23 protein-coding genes are annotated in these 26,819 nt (G+C 57.7%); 9 read left to right on the top strand and 14 right to left on the bottom strand.

Annotation, left to right across the window (positions count from 1 at the left end; all coding sequences use genetic code 11):
- Positions 1–154: 154 nt before the first annotated feature.
- The 6 genes from map to dapE all read left to right on the top strand — a co-directional run bounded on the left by map (position 155) and on the right by dapE (position 7,632).
- A complete protein-coding gene (gene map, locus Q668_RS12055) occupies positions 155–925 on the top strand; it encodes a type I methionyl aminopeptidase (protein ID WP_022989862.1) in 771 nt (256 codons plus the stop codon).
- Complete coding sequence (locus tag Q668_RS12050) at positions 926–3,571, top strand: [protein-PII] uridylyltransferase (protein WP_022989861.1); 2,646 nt, start codon at positions 926–928, stop codon at positions 3,569–3,571.
- Positions 3,568–4,764 (top strand): succinyldiaminopimelate transaminase, encoded by a 1,197-nt coding sequence (gene dapC / locus Q668_RS12045; RefSeq protein WP_022989860.1) that lies wholly within the window; start codon positions 3,568–3,570, stop codon positions 4,762–4,764. Before Q668_RS12050 ends, dapC begins: the two co-directional genes overlap by 4 nt.
- Before the next feature lie 220 nt (positions 4,765–4,984).
- The gene (locus Q668_RS12040; protein WP_022989859.1) at positions 4,985–5,326 is read left to right on the top strand and encodes an ArsC family reductase; all 342 of its coding nucleotides are present in this window, start codon (positions 4,985–4,987) and stop codon (positions 5,324–5,326) included.
- Positions 5,327–5,462: 136 nt separating this feature from the next.
- The gene (gene dapD / locus Q668_RS12035; protein ID WP_022989858.1) at positions 5,463–6,491 is read left to right on the top strand and encodes a 2,3,4,5-tetrahydropyridine-2,6-dicarboxylate N-succinyltransferase; all 1,029 of its coding nucleotides are present in this window, start codon (positions 5,463–5,465) and stop codon (positions 6,489–6,491) included.
- A 10-nt stretch (positions 6,492–6,501) separates the two neighbouring features.
- The gene (gene dapE, locus Q668_RS12030) at positions 6,502–7,632 is read left to right on the top strand and encodes a succinyl-diaminopimelate desuccinylase (protein ID WP_036219873.1); all 1,131 of its coding nucleotides are present in this window, start codon (positions 6,502–6,504) and stop codon (positions 7,630–7,632) included.
- Positions 7,633–7,724: 92 nt separating this feature from the next.
- On the opposite strand, the gene Q668_RS12025 is transcribed toward dapE, so the two are convergent.
- On the bottom strand, positions 7,725–7,943 hold the full coding sequence (locus Q668_RS12025) for a SlyX family protein (protein WP_022989856.1): 219 nt from the start codon (positions 7,941–7,943) through the stop codon (positions 7,725–7,727).
- A gap of 156 nt (positions 7,944–8,099) precedes the next feature.
- Between Q668_RS12025 and Q668_RS17680 the strand changes: the two genes are divergently transcribed.
- Positions 8,100–8,642, top strand: coding sequence for a cold-shock protein (locus Q668_RS17680; protein WP_022989855.1), 543 nt, complete (start codon positions 8,100–8,102; stop codon positions 8,640–8,642).
- 69 nt (positions 8,643–8,711) lie between these two features.
- Here the strand turns inward: Q668_RS17680 and Q668_RS12015 are convergent, their stop codons facing one another.
- The 3 genes from Q668_RS12015 to Q668_RS12005 form a co-directional block, all read right to left on the bottom strand.
- A complete protein-coding gene (locus Q668_RS12015) occupies positions 8,712–9,086 on the bottom strand; it encodes a hypothetical protein (RefSeq protein ID WP_022989854.1) in 375 nt (124 codons plus the stop codon).
- Positions 9,058–10,464 (bottom strand): hypothetical protein, encoded by a 1,407-nt coding sequence (locus tag Q668_RS12010; protein WP_022989853.1) that lies wholly within the window; start codon positions 10,462–10,464, stop codon positions 9,058–9,060. Before Q668_RS12010 ends, Q668_RS12015 begins: the two co-directional genes overlap by 29 nt.
- 163 nt (positions 10,465–10,627) lie before the next feature.
- A complete protein-coding gene (locus tag Q668_RS12005) occupies positions 10,628–11,068 on the bottom strand; it encodes a VOC family protein (protein WP_022989852.1) in 441 nt (146 codons plus the stop codon).
- Between the two features lie 58 nt (positions 11,069–11,126).
- Between Q668_RS12005 and Q668_RS12000 the strand changes: the two genes are divergently transcribed.
- Positions 11,127–12,026, top strand: a complete 900-nt coding sequence (locus Q668_RS12000; RefSeq protein ID WP_022989851.1) for a DUF1853 family protein — start codon at positions 11,127–11,129, stop codon at positions 12,024–12,026.
- 63 nt (positions 12,027–12,089) lie between these two features.
- Here Q668_RS12000 and Q668_RS17240 read toward each other — a convergent pair whose 3' ends face one another.
- From Q668_RS17240 to Q668_RS11980, 4 genes are all read right to left on the bottom strand, one after another.
- The gene (locus tag Q668_RS17240) at positions 12,090–13,166 is read right to left on the bottom strand and encodes a hypothetical protein (protein WP_022989850.1); all 1,077 of its coding nucleotides are present in this window, start codon (positions 13,164–13,166) and stop codon (positions 12,090–12,092) included.
- A complete protein-coding gene (locus tag Q668_RS11990) occupies positions 13,163–16,483 on the bottom strand; it encodes a toxin VasX (protein ID WP_022989849.1) in 3,321 nt (1,106 codons plus the stop codon). Before Q668_RS11990 ends, Q668_RS17240 begins: the two co-directional genes overlap by 4 nt.
- A complete protein-coding gene (locus tag Q668_RS11985) occupies positions 16,480–18,600 on the bottom strand; it encodes a type VI secretion system Vgr family protein (RefSeq protein ID WP_022989848.1) in 2,121 nt (706 codons plus the stop codon). The genes Q668_RS11990 and Q668_RS11985 overlap by 4 nt, the downstream gene beginning before the upstream one ends.
- Positions 18,601–18,781: 181 nt before the next feature.
- Complete coding sequence (locus Q668_RS11980; protein WP_022989847.1) at positions 18,782–20,797, bottom strand: CocE/NonD family hydrolase; 2,016 nt, start codon at positions 20,795–20,797, stop codon at positions 18,782–18,784.
- 193 nt (positions 20,798–20,990) lie between these two features.
- On the opposite strand from Q668_RS11980, the gene Q668_RS11975 reads away from it, so the two are divergent.
- On the top strand, positions 20,991–21,875 hold the full coding sequence (locus Q668_RS11975) for an EAL domain-containing protein (RefSeq protein ID WP_022989846.1): 885 nt from the start codon (positions 20,991–20,993) through the stop codon (positions 21,873–21,875).
- Here the strand turns inward: Q668_RS11975 and Q668_RS17120 are convergent.
- From Q668_RS17120 to Q668_RS11945, 6 genes are all read right to left on the bottom strand, one after another.
- A complete protein-coding gene (locus Q668_RS17120) occupies positions 21,808–22,089 on the bottom strand; it encodes a hypothetical protein (RefSeq protein ID WP_152521785.1) in 282 nt (93 codons plus the stop codon). The two genes, Q668_RS11975 and Q668_RS17120, sit on opposite strands and share 68 nt — an antisense overlap.
- A gap of 35 nt (positions 22,090–22,124) precedes the next feature.
- Positions 22,125–22,523 carry a hypothetical protein gene (locus tag Q668_RS11970; RefSeq protein WP_022989845.1) on the bottom strand — a complete coding sequence of 133 codons (399 nt, stop codon included), beginning with the start codon at positions 22,521–22,523 and terminating at the stop codon, positions 22,125–22,127.
- A 2-nt stretch (positions 22,524–22,525) separates the two neighbouring features.
- Positions 22,526–22,900 carry an STAS domain-containing protein gene (locus Q668_RS11965; protein ID WP_022989844.1) on the bottom strand — a complete coding sequence of 125 codons (375 nt, stop codon included), beginning with the start codon at positions 22,898–22,900 and terminating at the stop codon, positions 22,526–22,528.
- Entirely contained in the window at positions 22,891–23,319 is a 429-nt protein-coding gene (locus Q668_RS11960) for an ATP-binding protein (RefSeq protein WP_022989843.1), read from the bottom strand. Before Q668_RS11960 ends, Q668_RS11965 begins: the two co-directional genes overlap by 10 nt.
- Before the next feature lie 2 nt (positions 23,320–23,321).
- Entirely contained in the window at positions 23,322–25,565 is a 2,244-nt protein-coding gene (locus tag Q668_RS16635) for a GAF domain-containing SpoIIE family protein phosphatase (RefSeq protein ID WP_227498353.1), read from the bottom strand.
- 86 nt (positions 25,566–25,651) lie between these two features.
- Positions 25,652–26,767 (bottom strand): peptidoglycan-binding domain-containing protein, encoded by a 1,116-nt coding sequence (locus Q668_RS11945; RefSeq protein ID WP_161628528.1) that lies wholly within the window; start codon positions 26,765–26,767, stop codon positions 25,652–25,654.
- Positions 26,768–26,819 lie beyond the last annotated feature (52 nt).

Below are 26,819 nucleotides of genomic sequence, written 5' to 3'. Positions count from 1 at the left end.
CGGGCGCGTTTATACCACAAAGCACCTGCCGCACGCCATTATTTTTGCCCCGCAACTTAACCGGGAGCTATGGCATCCATAGCACCACCCCGCCTTGTACCTTACCCCCATGCCCCTTAAAATGGCTGTTTGACGCAAATCAACAGGAAGTCCGATGCAGGTATCTATCAAGACCCCCGAAGAAATCGAAAAGATGCGCGTAGCCGGCCGCCTGGCTGCTGAAGTTCTGGAGATGATCGGCGAGCACGTGAAGCCCGGCGTAACCACCGAAGAACTCGACCGCATCTGCCACGACTACATTGTGAACGAGCAGAAAGCCATTCCGGCCCCGCTCAATTACAAGGGATTTCCGAAGTCTATCTGCACCTCGGTCAACCACGTTGTCTGCCACGGCATCCCTTCAGACAAGAAAGTACTGAAAGACGGCGACATCATTAATATCGACGTGACGGTTATTAAAGATGGCTACCACGGCGACACCAGCAAGATGTGGGTTGTCGGCAAGCCCAAGCCCGGCACCGAGCGACTGATCCAGATTACCCAGGAGTGCCTCTATAAAGGTATCGAACTGGTCAAGCCGGGCGCACGCCTGGGCGACATCGGCCATGTGATCCAGCAGCACGCCGAGAAACACCGTTACTCGATCGTTCGGGATTACTGCGGCCATGGCATTGGCGCGGTATTCCACGAAGAGCCACAGGTGATGCATTACGGTAAGCCCGGAACCGGCCTGGAACTGAAAGAAGGCATGACCTTCACCATCGAACCCATGCTAAACCAGGGCAAGTACCACACCAAGATGCTGGCCGACGGCTGGACCGCCGTGACCAAGGACCACAAACTGTCTGCCCAGTGGGAACACACCATCCTGGTAACTGCCGATGGCCACGAAGTACTGACCAAGCGATCGGAAGAGTCCTTCTAAGTGGACCGGAGTGAGCTGGAGTCCCGCATCAGCAACGACCGCTCACCGGTCTCCGCGGCCCGGCAATTACTGCGGGAGAGTTACGACGCCGATGCCGATGCATTCCGCGAGGGCGCAGACGTCCGGGCCCTGGTTCGCTCAAGGGCCGACACCGTAGACACCGTACTCCGGCTGATCTGGAATCGATATCCGTTCGCCCGCTCCGAAGACATCGCCCTGATTGCCGTAGGTGGCTACGGCCGGGGCGAACTGCACCCCCACTCCGATATTGACCTGCTGATCCTCACCCGCGAGGGCATGGCGCCCGAGTGGCAGGACGATCTGGGCGCCTTCATTACCCTGCTGTGGGACCTGAAACTCGATATCGGCCACAGCGTGCGCAGCATGGACGAATCCATCTCCGCCGCACGGGAAGATATCTCGATACTTACCAACCTGCTGGAAACCCGTACCATTGCCGGGCCAGACAGCCTGCGGCAAGCCTTGAGCGAACAGGCCTACTCCGACGAGGTGAGTTCCGACAAGGCCTACTTTGTGGCCAAGCGGGAAGAGCAGCAGCAACGCCACAAGAAATACGGCGACACCGAGTACAACCTGGAGCCCAACGTAAAAGGCTCCCCGGGCGCCCTGCGGGACATCCAGACCATCGGCTGGATTACCAAACGCCACTTCGGCCTGCAAAGCATCGCGGACCTGACCCGCTTCAGCATCCTCACCGAGGAAGAGCACCAGATTCTGCACGAAGGCGAAACCTTCCTGTGGCGCCTGCGCTATGGCTTGCAGCTGATTGCCGACCGCAACGAGAACCGCCTGCTGTTCGACCACCAGCGGGCACTGGCCCAGATGCTGGGCTACCAGGACCAGGGCAAGCGGCTGGGCGTCGAACTGATGATGCAACAGTACTACCGTACGGTGCTGGCCCTGGCTGAAATCACCGATGTGCTTTTGCAGTATTACGACGAAGCGATTATCGGCAGCGGCACGGAAGACGAAATCCGCCCGCTCAACAAGCGCTTCCAGATGCGCAACCTGTATATAGAAGCCATCAACAACCAGGTGTTCGCCTACGCCCCCTACGCCATCATGGAAATCTTTGTGCTGATGGCGCAGCATCCGGAGATCAAGGGCATTCGCGCCACCACCATCCGTTCACTGCGGGCGCACCGGCACCTGATTGACGACGCCTTCCGTAACGACCTGGCTGTCACTACCCTGTTCATGGAACTGATGCGCACGCCCCATGCGCTGGACCAGACCCTGTCCGCCATGAAAAAGTACAACGTGCTGGGCCGCTACCTGCCGGAGTTTGGCCAGATCATCGGCCAGATGCAGCACGACCTGTTCCATATTTATACCGTGGACGCCCACACCATGCGGGTAATCCGCAACATGGTGCGAGTGACCGGCACCGAGGCCCAGAGCGAATACCCCCTGGCCTCGCGCCTGATTCATCGGCTGCCCAAGCTGGATACCCTTTACATTGCCGGCCTGTACCACGATGTGGCCAAGGGCCGGGGCGGTGACCATTCCGAACTGGGCGCTATTGATGCCGAGGCCTTCTGCCAGCGTCATCACCTGAGCGAACGGGATACCCAGCTGATTTCCTGGCTGGTGGAGAACCACCTGTTCATGTCCATGACCGCCCAGCGCAAGGACATTTCCGATCCGGATATCATCCAGGCCTTCGCCCGGGCCATGCCCAGCCAGGCGCACCTGGATTACCTGTACATCCTCACGGTGTGCGACATCAGTGCCACCAACCCGAAACTCTGGAACACCTGGCGCGCCTCGCTGTTGCGCCAACTGTATATCGAAGCCAAGCGAGCCCTGCGCCGGGGTATCGATACCCCGGTAGACCGCCAGGCCTGGATAGACGCCACCCGCGAAGAGGCCCGGGAAATCCTGCGCGCCCAGAACATGACTAACGAACAGATCGACAAAATCTGGGACACGGTCGATGAGGAATATTTCCTGCAGGATTCCACCGTGGATATCGCCTGGCAAACCGCCGCGATTATCCGCCACGGCGACAACCCGGACCCGCTGGTACTGATCCGCGACACCCGGGGTGGCCCCACAGACGGCTATTCGCAAATCATCATCTATATGAAAGACCGGGTCGCCCTGTTTGCCGCCACCACCGCGGTACTGGAACAGCTGAACCTGAACATTGTCGACGCCCGCATCAACTCCAGTGAAGGCCCCTACTCCATCAGCTCCTACGTGGTGCTGGACGAGCAGGGCCAGCCGTTGGGTGTTGACCCGGCCCGCAAAGAGCGGGTTCGCAAGCGGCTGATCGAAGAACTGGACGATCCGGAAGACTACCCCGACATCATCCACCGGCGCACTCCGCGCCAGTTGAAGCACTTCGCATTTCCTACCGAAGTGACTTTCTCCAACGACACCATTAATCAGCGCACGGTGATGGAAGTCATCACCCCCGACCGTCCGGGCCTGCTGGCACGGATTGGCCAGGTATTACTGGAACACCGGGTGCGCCTGACCAACGCCAAGATTGCCACCCTGGGCGAACGGGTAGAGGACGTTTTCTTTATTACCGACGAACACGGTAAACCCCTGAGCGACCCGAACGTATGCCAGGCCCTACAACAGCACATGAGTAAAATGCTGGACGATATTCAATGAATCCAAACCTGGAAAGACTGCACCCCTACCCCTTTGAAAAGCTGGCCAAACTGAAAGCCGGCATCAGCGTGCCGGAGCACCTTGCACCGATTTCACTGGGCATCGGCGAACCCAAACACCCGTCACCCGCCTTTGTTAAACAGGTGATTGCCGACAACCTGGACAAACTCGCCAACTACCCGACCACCAAAGGCCTGGACGAGCTACGCCAAGCCATCGCCAACTGGGCCAGCCGCCGGTTCCAGCTGGCCGAGGGCACACTGGACCCGGCAAAACACGTGGTGCCAGTTAACGGTACCCGCGAGGGTATCTTTGCCCTGGTGCAGGCGGTTGCAGATTCCAGCAAGCCAGCAACCGTGGTCAGCCCAAACCCGTTTTACCAGATTTATGAAGGCGCAGCGTTCCTGGCCGGTGCCGATCCGGTCTACCTGCCCTGCGACGCAAGCAACGGCTTTATTCCGGACTTCGATGCGGTTCCGGAATCGGTCTGGAAGGACTGCCAGATCCTGTTCCTGTGCTCCCCCGGCAACCCCAGCGGTGCCGTGATTCCCCGGGAAACCCTGCTGAAAGTGATCGAACTGGCCGACCGCCACGATTTCCTGATCGCCTCCGACGAATGCTACTCCGAACTCTACCCGGACGAAGCCAACCCGCCCGAAGGCCTGCTGCAAACCTGCGCCGCCATCGGCCGGCACGACTTCAAACGCTGCGTGGTGTTCCATAGCCTGTCCAAGCGCAGCAACCTGCCGGGCCTCCGCTCCGGATTTGTGGCTGGCGACGCCGAGGTACTGGCCAGCTACCTGAAATACCGCACCTACCACGGCTGCGCCATGCCCGTTCACAACCAGCTAGCCAGCATCGCTGCCTGGAACGACGAAGACCACGTACGGGAGAACCGTGCCGCCTACCGGGCCAAGTTCGAGGCCGTGGTGCCCATCCTGCGCGAAGTGATGAACGTAGACTTCCCGGATGCCGGTTTTTATCTATGGCCGGAAACGCCCATGAGCGACGAAACCTTCGCCCGTGAACTATCCGCCCGGCAGAACGTACACGTACTGCCCGGGCGCTACCTCTCCCGCACCGTAGATGGCCACAACCCCGGCGAAAACCGCGTACGCATGGCCCTGGTGGCACCGCTGGAGGAGTGTGTGGAGGCGGCTCGGCGGATTGTGGAGTTTGTTAAACAGAATTGATTAGCCACGGAATACACGGAAGGACACGGAAAAATGAAAAGATAAAGACTGTTTTGCCACGAAATCCACGAAAGAACACGAAAGGAAAGACAAAGAATTTTTTAGTTTTTATCCGTCATCTTTGTTCGTGTTTTTTAGTGGATTTCGTGGCAAAAATAATCTTTTCGTCTTTTCTTTCCGTGCCCTTCCGTGGATTCCGTGGCAAAAAAGGCCCTAAACCATGAAACTATACGGCATCAAAAACTGCGACACCGTCAAAAAAGCCCGCAAGTGGCTGGACGAAAACGGCATCGCCTACGAGTTCCACGACTTCAAGAAAGACGGCCTCTCCAGCGAGAAGCTGAGCCAGTGGGAACAGGCCCTAGGTTGGGAAGCGCTGATCAACAAACGCGGCACCACCTGGCGGAAACTTCCGGATGAGGTTCGTGATACCATTAGCGCCCAAAGTGCCCACCAGATCATGCTGGAGAACACCTCCATCATCAAACGCCCGGTAGTTGAGCGGGGCGACGAGGTAAGCGTGGGCTTTAACGCAGACCAGTGGGCTGCGTGGACAGACTGACTTTTTTCAGCCACGGAAAAACACGGAAAAATGAAAAGATAAGGACTGCCCGTGGCAGAAAATCTTTTCTTTCCGTGTCCTTCCGTGGATTCCGTGGCAAAAACTCTATTAATTTTTTTGTACAGGAGCAGATCAGATGAGTTTTGCATTCGGCATTGGCATCGGCAGCCAGAACAACCAGGGCGAGTGGCTGGAGGTTTACTACCAGCAGCCGATCATGACCCCAGGCAAAGACCTGATCGACGTGGTTGAAACCGCGCTGGACTACAAAGGCGGCAACCAGGCCATCGAAGCCGGCGCAGAGCAGCTGAGCCAGTTTGCTAACGCCCTGCGCCAGCTGGGCCAGACCGAGCAGGCCAGGCTGGCCGAGCAGGCCGCCAACAGCAAGCGCCCGGTGGTGGTTACCGTACTGGCGACAGACGACACCGCCTCCAGCACCCCCGAGGTGTACCTGAAGCTGCACCTGATTTCCCATCGCCTGGCCAGGCCACACACCCTGAAGCTGGACGGTATTTTCGGCCTGCTGCCGAACCTGGCCTGGACCAACGAAGGTGCCATCGACCTGAATGAGCTGCCGGAGCGCCAGCTGCAAGCCCGTATTGAAGGCCGCACCCTGGAAGTGAAATCTGTAGACAAGTTCCCGCAGATGACCGACTACGTGGTACCCAAGGGCGTGCGCATCGCCGACACCTCCCGGGTTCGTCTGGGCGCCTACGTGGGCGAAGGCACTACCGTAATGCACGAAGGTTTCATCAACTTCAACGCCGGCACCGAAGGCACCAGCATGATCGAAGGCCGCATCTCCGCCGGCGTGATCATCGGCAAGGGCTCCGACCTGGGTGGCGGCTGCTCCACGATGGGCACCCTGTCTGGCGGCGGTAACATCATTATCTCCGTAGGCGAAAACTGCCTGCTGGGCGCCAACGCCGGCATCGGTATCCCCCTGGGCGACCGCTGCACGGTTGAAGCTGGCCTGTACATCACCGCCGGCACCAAGGTGAACCTGCTGGACGACAACAACGATCTGGTAGAAGTCATCAAAGCCCGCGACCTGGCCGGCAAGAACGACCTGCTGTTCCGCCGCAACAGCCTGACCGGCGCGGTCGAGTGCAAGACCAACAAAACCGCGATTGAACTGAACGAAGAACTGCACGCTAACAACTAAAGGCCGTCACATGTCCCTGTCCCCCACCCTCGAACTCGCCATGGACCTCATCAGCCGTCCGTCGGTTACTCCAGACGATGCTGGCTGTCAGGAGTTGATGATGTCACGCCTGGCACCTCTGGGCTTTGCTGGCGAGAACATGCGGTTTGGTGACACCGACAACCTCTGGGCTCGCAAGGGTTCAGAGGGGCCTGTGCTGGCCTTTGCCGGCCATACTGATGTGGTTCCGACCGGCCCGGAGAAGAACTGGGCCCACGCGCCGTTTGAGCCGGTGATCAAAGACGGTTACCTGTACGGCCGGGGCGCTGCGGATATGAAAGGCAGCCTGGCCGCCTTCGTAACCGCCTGCGAACGCTTTGTGGCGAACAACCCGAACCACCGGGGCTCTATCGCGTTGCTGATCACCAGCGACGAAGAAGGCCCGGCCCAGGACGGTACGGTAAAGGTGGTGGAAACCCTGGAAGCCCGAAACGAGAAAATGGACTGGTGCCTGATCGGCGAGCCGTCGAGTACGCACCAGGTGGGCGACGTCATCAAGAACGGCCGCCGTGGCTCGCTGCACGGCTACCTGACCGTACACGGGGTACAGGGCCACGTAGCCTACCCGCACATGGCGGAAAACCCGGTGCACACCGTGGCACCGGCACTGGATGCCCTGGCAAAGGAATTCTGGGACAACGGCAACGATTTCTTCCCGCCGACCACGTTCCAGATAACCCGCATTGAGTCCGGTGTCGGCAGCAACATCATCCCCGGGGAATGCCTGGTGCACTTCAACTTCCGCTACTGCACGGAGAACACCGCAGAAAGCCTGGAAGAGCGGGTAGTGGCCGTGCTGGACCGCCATAACCTGAAGTACGACCTGCAGTGGCACCTCAGCGGTCGCCCCTTCCTGACTGACAAAGGCGCCCTCGTGTCTGCCAGCCAGAACGCCATCCGCACCGTCACCGGCTGCGAAACCGAGCTTTCCACCTCCGGCGGTACCTCAGACGGCCGCTTCATCGCCCCCACCGGCGCCCAGGTCGTCGAACTCGGCCCCATCAACGCCACCATCCACAAAGTGGACGAATGCGTGAAGGCTGACGATCTGGATACCCTGTCAGAGATTTACGAGCAGATACTGGTGGAACTGCTGGGGTGATTTCGTGCCACAAAGGGGTCAGACCCACGCGCGTCTTTGGGCCTTAGGGCCGCGCGGGGGTCTGACCCCGGAGCCGGCAGCCGACTCCGGAATTAGTAGTGAGGAGGCGGCACCTCCTGCTCCTCTGGCCGGATATTGGACGGCGAAATATCCTTCAGCTGCTTGTGCAGCGTCTTCTTGGCATCCCACAGCTCCCGAATATCCATTTCCTGCCTGGCCACCTGCTCACTCAGGGTATTAATCACGTCATCCTGGAACGCAAGTCGCATTTCCAGTTCCGCAATTCTGTCTTCGAGGGTGTTTTTGCTCATGAGGTTTGGTCAGCCCTTTCAGTAATCTGGTATCATGCCGCCTTTTACCGCCACAGCCGGGTTTCTGGCCAGGCGGCGCTCATCGGCCGGACATGCCATGTTACCTGATGCCCGGCTTTTTATCGTTACTGTAAAATCATGGAGAATAATCAGCCAATGCGTAATCCAGCCAAGGCGATCCTCGTTGCTGTTCTGATCGCGATTCCGGCACCGTTTATACTGGGCCTTCTGCTTACCACCACTCCGGACCCCCTGCGCCTGCTCGCCATTGGCGAAGGCCTTGAGGCCCTGGGCGCCAGCGGTGGCATTGCCGCCTACATCATTGCCTTCGTTCTTTTCGCCGTTGCCGGCTTCCTGGCAATTGCACTGGCCGGCAAGCAGCCTGCAACCGCAAACAATGCCCGCAGCCAAAGCCGTCCGGCCCGTGCCAGCCAGCCTGCCAACAACTACGATGACGACGAAGACGATTTTGACGACAGCACCCCGGAAGGCAACGAAGAGGGCACCGTCAAATGGTTCAACGTGAAGAAGGGCTTCGGCTTTATCGTTCGTGACAGCGGCGACGAAATCTTCGTACATTTCCGCGCCATCCGCGGCCGTGGCCGTCGTGTTCTGCGCCAGGGCCAGCTGGTTCGCTTCAACGTGGTTGAAGCTGACAAAGGCCTGCAAGCCGACAACGTGTCTATCCTGAGCGAATAATTCTGCTCTGAAGACAGCAAAAAGGCAGCCAACTGGCTGCCTTTTTGCGTTATATGGGTGGTCGAACTGTCAGTTCCACACCACCTGCTGCTCACCCCGGTGATCCAACCGCCACCACTTTTCATCCTCTACCGGATCGCCTTCTTTCCAGTCACCCAGGCTGCAACGGATCTCACCCTCCATCGCCCGCCAGGCACTTCGGGCGCATTCCAGATCACTGTTCCAGGGCAGGTCTTCACCCTCCAGTACCAGAGAGGTAAATCGTTTGCCAAAGGCACCGGGGTACAAACTGATGCGAAGGCGAGCGCCGTTGAAGGAAGCCGTACCCTTCGCCACCGATGACACGTCAGAATCGTCCAGCTGTAACTGGTCAAGCTGGCCTTCCAGCCAGCGCGATACCGCGCCCGACTCAAGGTCACGAATATAGATTTCCAGATCCTGCACCCGAGGATTCTCCATGCTGTTGTTCACAATGCAGCACATAGTGAACCGGCCCGGGCTTGCCTGCAACCCATCGTTCGAGTTCCTCACGCAGATCTTCCGCCAGAAGGCGCCGCAGGGTTCCAGAACGCTGACGTTCATGCCAGCCGACTTCGGCGGCCGCCTGCTGGATCGATAACCGGGCCAGTTCCTGCTCGGAAACCGCCCAGTCATCCCCCCTCGCCAGCGCCACCAACGACTGGCGCCGAAGCGCATCCTGCTGGCCTGCAACCGCCAGGGCGCCCAATGGCCCCCGACTGGCAAACAGGTCAAGCCGCGCTGCCGCCCGGCGCACCCATTCCAGCATGCCACCGGGCCGCGCAACCATCCGGCTGTTCCGGGAGCTGGCATAGTCCACTGCGGCCGAAGACAGCTGGATGTTCCATCGTTTCTCAATTGCCGGCTGGTGCGCCATCAGGATGGCCTTGCGCTGGGTTGCACTCATCTCCGGCATCATAAGCGAATCGATGGCCCGGCCCAGCGACTGAGCCAATCGCTCCGGCGCACCTGAATCGCCGTTATCTTCAGACAACAGAAGCACCGGGCCCTGCCAGCCAGTAACCAGCTCATGCACAACACCATCCGGCTGCTGAATCAGCTCCAGCAACCCGGCAGGAGACACATTGTCCAGCATCAGGGCAGGCCAGTGCAGCGGGCCGGCTTCAGCTGTTGGTGCAACAGGCTGGTCTGACGCCATAATCTCGGCCTGCCGTCGGGGGTCCACCTGAACCCAGAGAAAACCGGGCATAGACTTCAGCACGCTCAACCAACTGGTTTTACCGGACCCGGCATCGCCCTTCAGCCAGATCAGCGCCCGGGAGTTGGCTGCGGTGATGACCACCACTTCTTCTGCCAACTCGAGCCAGGCCGGATCGGTAACCGTTAAGGGAGTAATGTCCTGATCCACGCCGACAACCGGTGCCGGTGGCTCCTCATGCTGCGCCGGCCAATGGCTGACCAGTTCCAGCACCGCCACATAGGCTTTGTCCTGCAGCCGTTCGGCACCCGACGCCAACTGCCTGAGCAGATGCGGCCATTCGAGCCAGGACACCCCATGAGTCTCCCGGGCTCCGGAAATCCAGTAAATCAGCTGGGAAGACAGGTCGCCATCACCCCGGACTTCGGTAACGATCGGCTGTTCGCCCTGAATGGTGCGCACCAGTTCGTCCAGGTCGACACCCTGGCGCTTGAGAAACGGGGTGATGTCCGGAATCGCGTCCAGCAACGCCAACAGGAAATCTTCTGCAGTGATTACCGAACCGCCGCGGCGGTCGACGCTGTCCCGGGCCTGAACCAATGCACTCTGGCAGGCCGGAGACAGGCAAGCTTGCCAATCATCCATTCGGCAACTCCTTCCTTGGTCATGAGAGGCGCATCATCCTGATGCGATTGTGAAAACGGTCGCAAATTCTAGAGGCCCGGGAGAACCGGAGCAACGACAAGCCGGCAGTTTTGATGACTGACGCAAGGATTTGTCGTTGCTCCGGGGGTTTATGTACCCAGACTTACCAGGTACCAGTATTACCCATGCTGGCCCACGGCTCCTGGGGCTCCAGTGCATCACCTTTCTGCAACAGTTCAATGGAGATATTATCCGGCGTGCGGATAAAGGCCATATGACCATCACGGGGTGGGCGATTGATGGTTACGCCATTGGCCTGGAGCTTGTCGCACAGCTCGTAGATGTTCTCCACCCGGAACGCCAGGTGCCCGAAATTACGGCCGCCGGTGTATTCCTCCGGATCCCAGTTGTAGGTCAACTCCACCATCGGTGCCTGATTTTCCCGGGCACGGGCTTCGTCTTCCGGAGCGGCCAGGAACACCAGGGTAAAGCGGCCCTGCTCGCTGTCTTTACGGGAGATTTCCACCATACCCAGCAGGTCGCAGAAGAAGTGGAGAGTGTCGTCCAGATTGCTGACTCGAATCATCGTATGCAGGTATTGCATGGTTGGCTCCTGAATTTAATGGCTCTTAAACCGCCACAGTTTACGTTATTCTCGGGCCATGACGAAAAACGCAGATACCGAAACCCCACTCACCTTTCAGACACCGGCGGTGCGCCACCTGGCGTGGCTGTGCTCTGCACCGCAGTTGCTCGAAGCGCCTGTGTCTTTCTATCCGCAGCAATGGTTACCTGACAACTACCAGGAAAGATTGCAGCACTGGGACCAACAACCGGAAGCCATGCCCGCAAGGCTAGCCCAGCCCGCCGAGCGCCGGTTAGGCCATTACTTTGAACGTTTGTATGAAGTGCTTCTGAAAGAATTGCTGGGGTGGGAGCTATTACTGAAGAACCAGCAAATCAAAGCCGATAACCGAACCATTGGCGAGCTGGACTTCGTAGTGCGTAACCGCCAGACCGGTTGCCTGGAACACCACGAGATCGCCATTAAATACTATCTGGGCGTGAACGAAGGCGAAACCGGCACTCGATGGTACGGCCCCAACGCAAAGGACCGGCTGGACCTGAAAGCAGACCGTATACTGAACCACCAAAGCCCCATGGCGCAGCGGGTGGAGGCTCGGGCATTGCTGGCAGAGCTGGGGATTTCAGAGGCCATTACCCCGAAAGTGTATATGCCGGGTTACCTGTTCTATCCCGGTGATCGGGTGGAACTGCCGGATTACGTGCCGACGGAGCATTTGCAAGGGCGCTGGTGCTATGCCCGCGATTTGGAGAACTCAGACCTGACCGGCTGGGTGCCGTTGAAAAAGCCCCATTGGATTGGGCCCTGGAGGCAGAGTGAGCAGCCTGATGTTCGAGCTGCCCGGGAGGCGCTGGAGTTTGTGGAGGCTAAGGGCGTGCCGGTGTTGTTTGCTCGGGTGGAGTGGCAACCGGGGCTTGGGTGTTGGGTTGAGCGGGGGCGGTGGTTTGTGGTGCCGGGGGAGTGGCCTGCGCAATAGCGACAGGCCCGAGGCCCACACCCCAGCTGCTACCCCCTCAAATTGTGGGCAGAGGCCAAGGTATCAAATCGGCCAAGCATCAGCCGGGCGCAGTTTTCTGTATTCACCCATCGAGATCTTGCCCAGTTGCGGGGTGAGCTTGCAGGTTCTCTCACCCCAAGGATAACTCTCCTGACGTCGATGAACCTCGGTCCAGCCTTCCCCCTCTTTCCATGCTTCCAGATCCAAATCGCGCCAATATCTCGGATTTCGCCCAGTTTTCTTGTCGTGTTCTGCAGTTATCGGATCCAGGTGCCGAAAGGGCTCCAGGCGCGGGGTATCGGGCAAGGGTTGCGTTACATCCATGTAGGTCTGCAGCATGTCCCAGGTGGCCAGCACCTCTGATTTGCTGGACTCGATGGAGCTGAACGCCATCTTATGAAAGGACTTCTGGGTGTAACGATGCACCAGAATCAGACGGTAGAAGACACCGCTTTGCTGGATAACACGGTCAACATAGGCATCAAACTCCACGAACGGCGCCTGGAAAAAGCGCCCTCCCCCCATGGCTAAGCGAACTTGGCCAGTGATTCGGTTAAATTCGCTGCAGCCGTCTTCAAGGGTCTTGTCCAGCCTTTTGTTGATGGCTTCTTCGAAGGGTTTAAGAACAAAGCCCATGCCGGTACTCATTAGCCAGTTTGTAGTGATGGGTGTCGCCCAGACTGCGAAAGCAAACCATGCCAATATAAAGAAAATGATAAACACTCCGACCACGAGGGCTGGAAGTTCAGCAACAAACTGCATCTCCCCCGAGGCCCAGATCATTAATGCTGGCCCCCCAATCCATAATGTAATCACCCAAGTCATTGGTACAACCAGGATCAGAAATTTAAAACCCAATTTGTCGTTCAGGAACCTGATTTTTTGGTGATCCCACCACCAATCCTTGGATGTAAATTCGGGGTCGGACCTTTCATGATCCTGAAGGGCTTCAACGTCTTGAATCGTCCCAAGGTAGGGGATCGTGCCTGCATAGTTACCAACAGGCTGGAGTTCCTCTCCAACCCTTGCTCGCTCTTTGGGTGATTTTGGCAAGGGCCCAATCTCAGTTGCCCGAAATGCAGTGTCTGTAACATCGGGTCCATACTGCTTTTCGTTCATACGCCGACCTCAGTGAAGAACCAGTATGGTGATTCCGGCTGTGCAAAGGGGTTAAAGAAGTTTCTTTCCTTTGGTGGAGGATTGTCGTGTTTAGACAAATCAAAAGGTTCATAGTCTCCAAATACGGGAGTGGGAAACACCAACGGTCCCAGCTCTGAGCCAAGGGTAGCCTGCAATCCTACTCGAATTTGTGTAGTCAAAGATTCCCGGTAATGAGGGGCCTCATCCACATTCTCGTCAATCTCCCGCTTAACCAAAAAGCGAACTCCGGATTCCTGAGGTAGAGACTGCCTGGCGGTGACCTTGGTGAGTGGTGTCGCTTTGTACATCTGTGTGCTAGTGCTTTCCCCCATTACACCTTTAGAGGGAACGTTGGTGGTCGTAGTTTGATACGCCACTTCTTGGACCACCAATCTAAACGGGCTTACTGGAAGATCTCCCTCGCACTCATGATGCAATTTAATGCGACTTACCAACGGTAGTTGAACAGTGATCACGTAGTCATCCGGCGCGGGAGGAAAATCGGGGTGTACTAACGCGGGGTCGGGTTCTACGTCGACATAGCGCTGAGCGGTGACTTGCACGGGAGAGAGCATTGTGAGCAGTTGACTGTAGTATGCCTTGTCATTCATTCCCGGCAGAGAACTGTCGGATAAAGTTCCCCAAGGACCGCGTTTGATCAGTTGTTCGAAAGTATCGTCGGTAACAGATGCCGCATAGATCCCACCGCCAACGGCCATCGCCAAGCCAAAAATTGCCCATCCCCAACCTGGGATCGCCAAGAGTGTATGCATAAGGGGAGAAGCGAGCACAATTAAACTACCAGTCATTGCCACTGCGTGCCCAATCGCCGCGTCAAAATCCTTGTTCGCCAGGCTGATGCGCATCTCCCAATAGCTCAACCCAGCGCCAACAGCTCCAGCGAGGAACGTTGCTAATCCTGCAACCTTAACCAAAGTCGCTGACCCTACTGCTTTTAACCGTTCGCCGATCAGGACCCAGTTTTTCATATCAAACAAAGGACGCGTCGACACTTTATAAATTCTAGTCTTGTTACCTTGAGACCCAGACTCTACTCTACCCAACACCTCGCTCAACTTAAGAGATGCAGCGATCAAATCGGCTGTCGCCCCAGCCAATTTGCCTCTGTTTAGATTAATCAAGCCATCATCTTGCCAAGACGTCTTCATCAAGTTGTTCAACTCGATAAAGATATTAAACGCCGCCAGCGCCACCAAACCCCGAGACACCGCAGGCCCGTCAACCACTTCATTTGCACGCTTGGCAAGATCAACCTTCAACAAGCTCAACTTTCGAGCCTCTGGATGATCATCTGGAGCGGCGAATACCGAGCTTGTGCCAGCGACCCTTTGGATCGCTTCCTCGATCTCGTCAGACATCCGCGCCGGGCTTGTGGACGCTACCATCCGGCCAGAATCATCCATCAAGTCGGCGTACAGGTAATCCTTGGCTCTTGTGAGAACGCCCTCGGTTCGATCAAAGTCGGTCAGGCCGCGTTTCATTCCATTGCTGTTAACACCGATGATCGAGCCGGAAACTATCGCGCCCTCCCGCGTCATTACATCAATCCGCCTGAGGCTGGGGTCCCCGAGTGCGAAGTTTGAGTGGGCTCCCTGCATGATTCTTGGGAGCTCAACTTCCTGAATATGCCCGCCTTCCATCAGGCGTTTGCCAACGGCAAGCAGTGCCGAACTCCACTCGTTGAGTGAGCCTGCGATCATACCGCTGACTTTGCCCGCATTAGCGACGCCTCTGATCCCGGACTCAGTCTCACTGTTCTGCTCGTTTAATTGTTTCTCAAGGTAAACCAAAGACTGCATATTCAGCCGATTCAACCGCTCTTCGTCGATGTCTGCAGTGTCCTGAACCAGCTTTTCAAGGCTTTGCATCAAAGGCTCGGCACCGTCCTCTGCAGTTTCAGGAGCCCACTTACTCAAAAATGCGCCCTCAAGAACCCAACGGCGGAGCTCTTGCAGAATCCAGTCCCTACCGACAACGCCCTGAGCTTGGAGCACGCCCGGAATCTGCTGAAGCAGGTTGAGATTATCCGCAACCAGCAAGTATCCCTCGCAAATTGCTACATCCTGACAGGTCCGGTAATCCTCGAGCACTGCATCATAATCGCCGCTGCTAAGCAGTCGGCGGAGCGTATCGAGGTGCCGGTCAATCACAGCGATAGCATGCTGCTTTTCTACCGTTTTAAGAGTCTGATCCAGTTTGGAGCGGTCAACGGCCGATGCGTATTGGGCGAAGGGGTTTTGGCCATTGGGTCGAGGGTCGAAAATTGCCTGGCGGATGAGCATTGCAGAGTGCGCCATCGGATTGTCCCGAATGGAAGCATCCACGGCATCCAGATAATGCAGGGCAAGATGAAGCTGCGACATGGAATGCCGGGCCTTGAACAAAGGATCCGGCAGTGCCAGGCAGGCAATGCCCGGTTGCTGCCTCAACGCAACCAACTGGTCCTCGCCTGGCTCACAACTCAGGTCGAACGGTGCTTCAAGCAGCCGGCCGAGTTTGACGCAAAGTTCAGCGTCTGCCGGACCGTCAAAACCCAAGGCAAAATCACTGGGCTTTTCCAGCATTAGCTCAATACCAAGGTCCCTCTCCCGAAGTTCCGATACATCCTCAACCCGCGAAGCCACAAAGCCGCTTTCGAAGCTCAGGCCCTCTACACTGGATGTAGCCCAGGCAGGACCAACGCCGGTTGTTCTGGCATTCCGAGCTGGCCCATTTTTCTCAAGATGCTCAATGTAGGACCAATCCCATTGCACCTCACTGTAGGCCATACGGAAGTCGTGCATCACTGCCTGACCCTGAAGGAAAACCGGGATCAACACATCATCAAGCCATTCCCCGCTGGACGTTCGGGTAATCCGCAGTTCAGAGTCGGGATCGGCCAAGTCTGGCCGGATTGTTTCAAAGTCGATATCACTGAATCGGGAATCCTCGCCAATCTCCAGCTCTCTCCAGAGCCTGTCATTGCGGAAGACATACAAATACCCCGGTCGAAGGAGCGCAACCCCCTTACCCTGATAAACCGTGACACCGCCGCTTTTGACTGGCAAATTGCTTTCAATTTCGGCCAGAGGTTTTACCCGGAGCAGGGTGTTTTCCTGATAATCCTCTCTCTCGATATTGGAGCGCGCCTGTTTCAACAATGGCACCTTGATCTGGCCGCCGTTGCGGGACGGTATGGTCAGTACAAGATCTTTCGGATCGGCATCATCGTATTCGGCCTTGCGAACAACGGAGCGGTCTCGCGTTTCATCTGAAAAATTCACGGTATCGGTCATCCGTTTTTCTCCCCTTCGGTCCCTTTCACCGCTTCTACCGAGTCGCGTTCGAGGCGCCCTCCAATCACATCAACAATCAGTTTTCGGTCAGTGCCGGGCAGTTGGGCGAACTCCATATGCTGCGGCGATGCGGATTGGCGTTGACCTACGCTGGCAAGTGCCGAAGATTTGGGCATAGACGTCCCATGTTTATCGAGCACAGCCGGCAACTCTGGATCAGCGGCGCTTTGCCCTCGCCCACGCCCCGGACTCCCCCCAGAATTTATCTTGATCCCCGGCCCACTCAAGGTCACGCCACTGGGATCCAGCTTGATAAAGCTGCCACCGCCAGAAATCGTCAGCTCCGCCCCTGCATCCAGTACCACCTTCGCACCGGCCTTGTGGTGCACTTCGGTACCTGCTTCGGATGCCATCACACGGCCGGTTTTCTGATGGTAAGTGCCACCCACGATCTGGCTGCAGTCTGCGCCCACAGAAAGCCGGCTTTCACCGTCGGTCGTGCAGTGTTCAGCGGCTTTTACATGACTGAACTGGTGGCTCTCCACCGTCAAGTGGCTGTCGTTCTTGATGACTTCGGTGCGGTTGTGTTCGGTGAGCAGGTCCAGGTCTTTCTGGGCGTGCACGTAGATCTGTTCTTCGCCGGCTTCGTCTTCAAAGCGCAGTTCGTTGCTACCCTCACCTTTATGGGTTTTGGTTTTTAATGTGGTCCGGGTTTTGTGTTCTGGCAGCGCGTACGGCGGTGTGTTGGTGGCGTGATAGGTTCGGCCGGTGATGATCGGCTGGTCCGGGTCGCCGTCCAGGAAGGAGACAATCACTTCATGGCCGATTCTGGGCAGGGCCATGAAGCCGTATTGACCACCGGCCCAGCCCTGGGCCACGCGCAGCCAGGCGCTGCTGTGTTCGTCGTTCTTCGAGTATCTATCCCACGGGAATCTTACTTTCACCCGGCCATACTGGTCGCAGTGGATCTCTTCACCCTCGGGACCGGTGACGATCGCCATCTGGGGGCCGTCCATCATGGGTTTGTGGTCGCACACTGGCCGCCAGGTTTTGTCCGCCGGGATGGCGGTGAAGTCGTTGTGGTAACTGGTGGGTTCGCTGCCGCCTTCTTCTTCCACCGCCTGGGGCTGTTTGCCGGTGTGGGTGATGGCGGTCAGCAGCCATTCCCGGTTCAGGGTCTGGCTGTCGTGGTCCTGCAGTTCTACCTTTGCACCGGGAGCGAAGTCCGGGCGGTTGCTTTTGCCCTTGGCGAGGGAGGCGTCGTTTCTCAGGGCGTCCAGTCTGGCCTGGGTGAACGGTTGGCCACTGGCGTCGGCTTTGTAGCGGCCGGGGTAGTCGTAGTGTTGATAATCTTCTCTGTGATTCACACCGCCCGCGCTGTGTTCGTGCATCAGGGCGTAGGCCGGGTTCTTGAAGGTGTAGTCCTTCATCGCCACGGAGGACACACGCACCCGCTCTTCATAGGCAAAGCTGAATACGCAGGCTTGTTGGGTGCTACCGCCGGCTTTGGTGTTGCAGGTCACAGGTTCCAGTTTCGGGGCATCGCCGTGGTGGTCGGCGATGATTAACGCCGGTTGTTCTTCGCCATCCACGCTGCCGTGCTGGTAGCGGTAGTGCCAGCCTTCTTCGGCGGCCAGGCGTTCCAGGAACTGCAGGTCGCTTTCCCGGTGCTGGACACAGTATTCCCGTTCTTCAGGGGGGCGTTTGAAGTCAAACACGGTTTCGATGATGCCCCGCTCTTCCAGCAAGGTTCGCACAATGGCGTCGGTAGTCTGGGTCTGGAAGATGCGGCTGTTGTGCATCAGGCCCAGGCGCCACATCGGGGGCTGAATCACCAATTCGTAGCGGGTGCGGCGGTGGCCGGTGTTGCCACGGACAAACTCGTTCACCACACCGGTGAAACGGCGCAACGGTTGCCCATCCTGCCAAACCACCAGGTCGACCGGTTGTTCCAGAATGTCGGCAGCGGCCACGTCTGGGTCAGTACTGGCCAGCTCTAACCGGCCATGAAACAAGGAAGACAGCTGTTCGGTCAGCGCGAAGCCAACTACCGAAAAGTGATCAGAGGGGAATTCGCCTACACGGGCGGTGAACTGCAATCCGCTTGCCTGGGGCATGACTTCGGTCCCTGAAGTTTAGATGGTTATAACTCACTCGTCCTGAGCAGCGCCGATTATAACCACCCGTCCCGCGATTACAAACCGCCGGGGATTGCCCGCGTGCAGTTCGTCACAGCGGGTCAGACCCCCGGTACATTGCGAGTGGTGAAATGTATCGGGGGTCTGACCCCGCCGGGGGTTAAAGGTTGGCTGCGGGGACTACCGGGAGCACCAGGCTGGAGGGTGTTTCCGGGCCGGTGTGCAGGGTCATCACGCCGAGGGCGGATTTGAGGGTGGTGATCAGTGGCGGTATGCCCTGAGCCATGTTGCTGGTGTTCACTGACACTCTCAGGCTGGAACCCGGTGGTATGTAGGCACTGCTCGGGAAGATTTCTACGGAAACCTTGCGAATCTCGCCGGGGTCGTGCTGCTGAACACCTTCCTGGCTGTAGGTGTGCCAGGGCTGGATCATTTCGCCGTTTACGAAACGGGAGCGGCTTTCATCGACGGTGCTCATGCTGGCTGTCAGCAAGCCGTTAGTGATGGGGCTGGTGGAGCCGTCCGGGTGCACGGTGTCCAGCCGCACGGAAAGCTGCACATCAAAAGCGGTGGTAGAAACCCACAAATCGGCCTGCATGGGGCCATTCAGGTATAGCCCGTCTTCCCCTGCGGGCAGTTCGAACTTGATGGCCTCTGCCTCTGCATAGCTGTTGTCCTCAGCGCAGGGAATCGGCATCAGGCCGACAAAGCCTGCCGTCCACTGGTTCAGGCTGAACGAACACAGCCCGTTAAGCGGGTACTGGATGGTACTTTGTTCACCCACGGCTTCAGGAGCTTCTTGCACAAGGCTGCCCATGGCCGGAACGGTTTCCTCAGACGGGGCCAGGTAGAATCGCTCCGCCCGCATGTCCGGGTGTGGCCAATGGCTGGTAGTTTCATAACGCTCCAGGCCCAGCACGTATTGGGTCACATCCGGCTGGCTCGCCACAGCGGTATCCAGACCCATCACGTATTCGTCGAACCACTGCAGCCGCAGGGTGTCGAGATCTGGCACGCCATCCTTCGGCAAACCGTTGTCCGGAATTCTCGCGGCCTGAATGTGACTCCAGGGGCCAATCAGCAGCTTGGTGTCCACCCGGCCGCTAAGCTGCTCAAACCACAGGGGCTCGCTGCGCTGGAACAGGTCGAACAGGCCGCCAACAATAAATGTGGGTACATTCACCTTGTCGGCATTTTCCAGCGGCGAACGAATTGCCCAGAAGTCATCGTCATAGGCGGTTTTCGGCTCCCCCAGCAGTGCCTTCAGAATAGTGGGCAACTGGAAGTCCAGGGCAGCTCCAAACAACCGCTCCGGCAGAGCCTTGAAGAATGCGAACGGATCCGTTGGAGCCATCTCGAGGGGCACTGCACCCAACCCCGTCACCAGCCCCATCCACATGGGAATGAAGGTGGCATTCACGTTGCCACCGGTGAACACAATATCCCGGTAACCGTCACCGATGGGCACAATCGGAAACGCTGCCTTTACCGCCGGGTGATTCTGCTGGGCGGTCAGAATAGCGGTGATGCCCAGATAGGAAATCCCCTCAACGCCAATCCGGGGCTGGGCCCAGGGCTGCTGCACAATCCAGTCCACTACTTCGCCGTAATCCTGCTGCTCACGCTCCCCGAAGGCTTCCCAGTTACCACCCGAGTTGCCGGTACCACGAACATCCACCACTACGTGGGCATAACCCCGGCTCACCAGAAACTTATTTGCCCCGCCAACCGCAGTCGCAAAGCTACCCAGAGACGTGTTGTACGAGGTCTGGGTTAACACCACCGGAAACGGGCCTGTCGCGGCTTCATCAGCACTGTTGCCCGGCAAGGTCACCTTCGCAAACAGCTGGGCACCGTCAGACATGGTGATCACCTGGTTGGGCAAGGCCACCATATGGCTGAACTCCGGCGCCCTTTCGTATGGCTGCCATTGGCGCGACTCACTGGTGGCCACCAGAACCTGGCCAGCCTCCTGTTGCCGGGTTCCCAGCGTCATCATCTGCTGAACTGCGCGGGGCTGCTCAACCTCCCCGGGCTGTTCCTTCATGGGAGCTTCCGGAGTGGTCTCGGCAATGGGTGCAGGGCTTTCGGATGAATCGCCGCCACAACCGGCCAGGGACAGGCCAAGGGCACCCAGCATTGCTAACCGAAATCGTATTTTTTTGTTACGGGCCATGACGGGCTCCTTATTATCATTCCAGGCCGGGGTCTGACCCCGATTTTTGATTAATATAGCATGACTATCTATATTTTTACCTTGACTCTAATGACAACAAGGACTGCCCCTACCGCCATTTGACGCAATTGACATTAAAGTATTATTCAGGTATAGAATATGTCATTCGATAATACATAACAAAGGCCGAATCATGACATCAGTCGCCAATTCAGAACCATCCGGGCAGGCACAGGCAGGTTTTCTTCGTGATGTAATCGATACCGAAGGGCTGGCACTGGTGTATCAGCCCAAGTTCTCCGTGGCGACCGGAGCGGCCTGCGGTGTAGAGGTGCTGGCCCGATGGCCCGGCCCGCGCAGCGCAAAACCCTGGCAACAGCCAGACCACTTTATTCGATGCGCAGAACAGCAGGGGCTTGCGCCGAAGCTGGACTGCCATGTGCTTTCGAAGGCCTTGGGGCAAATCAGCCAATGGCCGGCATGGTTGCGGCTCAACCTGGAGCCGGTATCGGTAAACGTGTCCGCCAGCAGCGTGGGGAACGAAGGTTTTCTGCGCTCGGTTAAGCGCATTCTGTCGTCTACCCTGCACCCGCGCATTATGTTCGAGCTCACCGAAACCGCCCCGCTGGACAATACCGAGCAGGCCATAAAGGCCTTCAAAGACCTTGCCCGTTACGGTGTTGAGGTGTCGCTGGATGATTTTGGCCAGGGCCACAACCAGCCCTCAAGAATGGAGCTGTTTCGGGCAAGGGAACTGAAAATAGACAAGAAAGACACCGCCGGAATCGACAGTCATGCCGGCCGCCGACATGTGCAGGAGTTGATCGGGCTGGCGCGCAAGGCAGGGTTAAGCGTTACCGCAGAAGGCGTGGAATGCCGTGAACAATGGCAACTGCTCCAGGCTCTCGGTTGTGACTATGCCCAGGGATTCTGGTTATCGCCGCCCCTGCCATCCGCCGCAACCGTTGAGTTCGTGCAACAGCACTCTCCGGAAATACTGAAGCCCGGAGTCAGCTCTCCACTTCATGGCCCGCGCCAGTTGTGGTCCGGGCTGGCGATGCGTCAGCACTACGGCTAGTACGGCTAGCCAGCTGCTCGGCACTGAATTCGCTCAGCTCCAGGGTGCACTCAGCAAGGCGCGATACGTCAGTACGAAGCTCTGCGGGCATCGCACCGGCCGTCTGCCCGGTTTTACGTCGCAGGCTGTCACCCACCACCAGGCGTATTTCCATACCGGCCCGGGCCATACCTTTTACGGTTTCCAGATACTGCTGATCGTAGACTGTGGCCACATTATGTCTCCAGACAAATTTATTGACCGAAAATATCAGGCCGGGTGCGACAACTTATTGACCATCGTCACATAGTCATCAAAGTATTGAACAGGAACCAGCCATTCTTTCTTTTTCGGTTTATCGCTTAGACTATTGGATTCCAACAGCCCCGACAACAGTATATATCCGTACTCTTTATAAAATTGCCGCACAGACACGGCATTGGCCCGGTCAGCCACGGATTGCCAGTCTGCATAAACCGCATACTCTTCGCCTTCCAGCGTAAAGCTCACCATCTGCGGCGAGTCTGTACCGAAGGATTCATTCAGGAACACCACGTCTTCCGGCGCGGCCTCTGTGTCCGGCAAGCCGTACAGGAACCATTCAATATTCGCGATTTGCTGTTCTTCATCACGCTGAATACCGAGCGACCCGTCCAGAATTATTGCCATGCCTACCCCTCGTCGCTTTCGCGCTGTTGAATCACTGCCAGATAGTCGTCCATTTCCTGGTGACTGGCGAATATCGACAGGTCCGGAATCATTTTTACAATCTCGAAGACTTTTTCCACGCGGGGGCTCATCTCCGTTACCAGTAGCTGGCCCTCCCGCGCCTTCATCTGCTTGAGCACCTTGAACACCACCCTCAAGCCGGCAGAACTGATAAAGGTTACCCCGGCCATGTTCAGGCCCACATAGGAAATCTGCGGGTGCACCATGTCTGCCAGTGTGGCTTCAAGCTCAGGTGCGGTATCGCTGTCTATTGACCCTGTCAGCATCAGGGCCAGCGCTTCGTCGCTTTCCTGGGCCACCTTGATGTTTAGCGGCATAACGAATGTTCCTTGTAGTTACTGCCAAGTTCCTTTCGGATAGTCAGGGTATTCACGCCCCGATGGTACGTGTGCTTTAGATCATCACTGAGTTCCGACATCAGATACAACCCCATACCGCCTTCCGGGCGCACGGCCGGCTGCCTGTAGCCCACAGGTAATGGCCGGGTTGGATCAAAAAAAGGGCCCGGGTATTCCACCACCAGCTCCAGGTGGTCTTCGGCAGGATTGAGGGTGATGGCCCAGGTGAGGTCCGGGTTATCAGGAAGCACATGGGCCCGGAGGTTGGCGTAGATTTCGTCTATGATTACCTGGCAATCATGTACAACGCCAGCACCCACGTTATGCCTCTCAAACTCACCCGCCATGTTTACCAGCACATAACTGACGGGGTCTGCCGGATGAACGTTGAGTCTCATACCTAAAAGCCGTGATGGTTGATGGTCATTATCGTTATGTCATCTGACTGCTCGGCGCCCTCTGTAAATTCAGACAACTGCCCGCGCATATGGGCCAGAAAGCTGTCGCCCGAACCATCGGCCCTGTGGCCGAGGTTGAGCAACCGGTCTTCACCGAACTCTGAACCGTCCTTGTTGAAGGCCTCGGTTACACCATCCGAGTATAGTACAAGACTGCTGCCGTCCGGGATGTCCAGCGGTGCGGCGGTGAATGGCACATCGTCATAAAGGCCCAGCGGGGCACTCACTTCCCCTCGCCACAACAGCGGCAGACGGCCCCGAAATCGTTGAAGCGGTGCAGTATGGCCGGCACTCAGCATGTCCGCCTTACCCGAAGCCAGGTCCACCAGGACCAGCACCAGCGTTACAAACATGCAGGCATCATTGCCCCGGCACAGCTCCCGGTTAAGGCCCTCGGCAATATCCCGGAGGTTACCATCTTTACTACGGGCCAGAAAATTCAACAGGCTCACCGTTCTGGCCATAAACAGGGCCGCCGGCACACCCTTGTCGGACACATCCCCTACCGCCGCCAGCAACCGACCCTGGGGCAAGGCAATCAACTCATAGAAATCGCCGCCTACCGCCTTTGCAGGGCTGAGCCAGGCTTCAATGTTCCAGGCCCGAAACTGCTGCAGGTAAGAACCCGAACCCGGCACCATCGACATCTGGATATTCCTCGCCACATCCAGTTCACCCTCCAGCTTCTGCCGTGCCCGGCGCTCAGTATCGGCGGCATCAGACAGTCTGGTCATCAAACGGCGATTGATCAGACTGGTTTTGATAACCGAACCAATCACACTCAGGTATTCGATACTGGATTTCTTCACATACTGGTGGCGGGACTCCACCGTAAGAAGTCCCAACAAAGGGCCACGGGCGGCATCGCTATAGAGCGGCACCACCAGCACCGGCCTGGGCGGCCCGCTATGGCGGATACGGGCATACAGCTCATCCTGGGGAATGACATACTTAGGCTCCCGGCTGCGGAAGACACCTTCAAACCAGTCAACCGGCACCTGCAGGGTGCTGGCGCCACTCTCTCCGGGCTGCGGCCCCGCTGTTCCGGCCACAGGCACCAGAAGGTTCTCATCCGGCTCTACCTGCCAGATATTCAGGGCACCAAGGCCATAGTGTGCCTGGATGCGACGAGCCACCTCCTGAAGGCCAGGGGCATAATCGTCGGCACGCACATTCACAATCTCGACACCGATTTCGCGAACGAAGCGCTCGTGGGCAGACGAAGCCTCCAACGCCAGCTTCCACTGCTCCCGCTCAATCCCCAGCCCCAACAAAGACACCACCGATGAGAACTGCTGGATGACCGCACTATCCGGTTTTCGGGGCGCCGGGCTGAACAGGGTGATCACCGCCTGCAGGTTTCCGTGCTGATCCTGCACCGGCTCAGACCACGCTGCGTCTACGTTGAGCTCCTGACAAAGCTGACTGTAGCCCTGCCACTGGTGGTCGCCAGAGATGGATTCCGTGGTCACCCTTGCGCGGGTATGGGCGGCCGAACCAATGGAGGTAGCACCGAAACGAGCCGGCACAGACGGTATCTGGGTACAGAACTCTTTGGCAAAACCGGAATTACCCTGGGAAACCAGAACGTCACGCTGCTCGTCGTAAAGGGAAACAATGCAGCGGGTACCGGGAATCTGAACTTCCAGCAACTTGGACGCGGCTTCAATAAGGCGATCCAGGGGGCGGCCGGCATTGATCCCGAACAGCGCCCGTTCACGCAGGTTATCGGCGATGCTCTCCATCTTGCGATGGTGGATGTTCACCCCGGAAAACAACCGTGCCGGCTGCCCGGCAAAGATGGTATTGCCCACCTCGCAATCCAGCCAGAGGCTTTCATCCGGCCCGGTGGAAAAACACCACTCCCGCCGGGCCATACCGAAATCCCGGGCGCTGGCCAGCCAATCTTCAAAATCCACCAGGCTGTGGGGGCCGAGCAACCAGGCATCCGGCTTGCTAAACAACCGGTCCATCAGCTGCTCTTCGGTCTGGCACCCGAAAACCTCCCTGGCGAGGCGGTTAGCGAAGAGAAGTTTCGGCCATTGGCGATCAAAAATCAGAATAACGGCGGGAAGCTGATCAAGCTGTGCGCGGGAATCCTCCTGGGCGGAGGCGTATTGCCTGCGAAGGTCGTAGAACTCGTGCTGGAGCTCACGGTGTCGGCGCTGATGCTTGCGTCTTTGCATCAGCGCCAAAAGAAGCACTCCCCCTGCGAGGGCGGCCAAAAGGCCCGTCAGGGGTAAATGCAGTGCTTCAGAAATCATGATAGCGCTCAGTCAAGAACGCCCAGGCGTTCGGCGGTCTCAATGGTTATAGCGCCAGAGGCGAGGCCGTTATCCACCTGGTATAGGGTTAGTGCATCAATGGTATCCGGGCCCGGCAAGCCATCAATCTCGCCAACGTCGTAACCAAGCTCCACCAGTGCTTCCTGCATTTCCCTGACCATGTCCCGGGTAAGGTTGCGGTCGCACACGGCTTGTCGGGCAACAATCCTCGGCTTACCTTCGTAGCGTTTCACGTTCATTTGCAGGGTTTCTGCAGGAATCGCAGTCTCCCGGGTTTGCGGCTGCTCCACCACTTCAGAAACCTCAAAGGCTTCAATCTCATCATCCGTTTTCACCGGAATCACCTGCGCCGGCTGATCAACCACCCAACGGGTCACCGTTTTATATTCGGCGGGGATGACTTCGGTGCGGGTGGTCTCCGGCTTCACCAGCTTGGTGACGTTCACGGTCTTGGTTCGGGCAGGAATCTCTACCGCACAAAACCCGAAGGCCGGTGAGGCATTTCCGTAAGCCACAGCACCGGAGGTCCGGCAGGGCTCCAGTTCGGTTCGGGCGGCTTCCAGAACCACCTCTTCCTCAACCTCTTCATACACTGCAGGCTCAATCACCAGCCTGGTGGTTTCCGGCTTGACCAGCACTTCTTCAGTGACTTCCTTATAAGTGGCGGGCTTCACACGATAGGTTTTGGTGCCTTCCCGGGTTACCACCTTTTTCACGCCACGGCGAAACTCCGCAGGGGTCACATCCAGGCGCACCTCGGAATCCCGAACCTTAACCTGAACACTTTCCTGCACCGGCCGGGGCTGGATCTGAGCGTAGACCCAGCACTGGCCCGGCTGAATATCGATTTCACCTGTCTCTGCCTGGGCAGACAGCAACGCAGCAGGCGAAACGGATTGTCCGGCCACCGCTTGTGAGGCAGACTGCGGTGGTTCAAGGCTGGGCTCGGCTACGGTCTCCGATGGAGCGGTTGCCGCCTTGACGCTCTCACGAGCCGGAGACGCATCTACGGCTTCCGGCTCTGACAGTTCCGGCTCCTGCCGGATGCTGGATGGTTTTGGCTCCGATCCAGAACCAACTTCATAAGCGTATACACCCGTCACTTTCTGCCCGGGTGTATGAGAACTTACCGCACAACCGGATGCAATCGCGGCA

It is taken from the genome of Marinobacter sp. ES-1 (assembly GCF_000475255.1).
Classification (GTDB): domain Bacteria; phylum Pseudomonadota; class Gammaproteobacteria; order Pseudomonadales; family Oleiphilaceae; genus Marinobacter; species Marinobacter vinifirmus.
The sequence above is the reverse complement of the archived record's forward strand: the minus strand, read 5'-3'. Positions and strand labels throughout refer to the sequence as shown.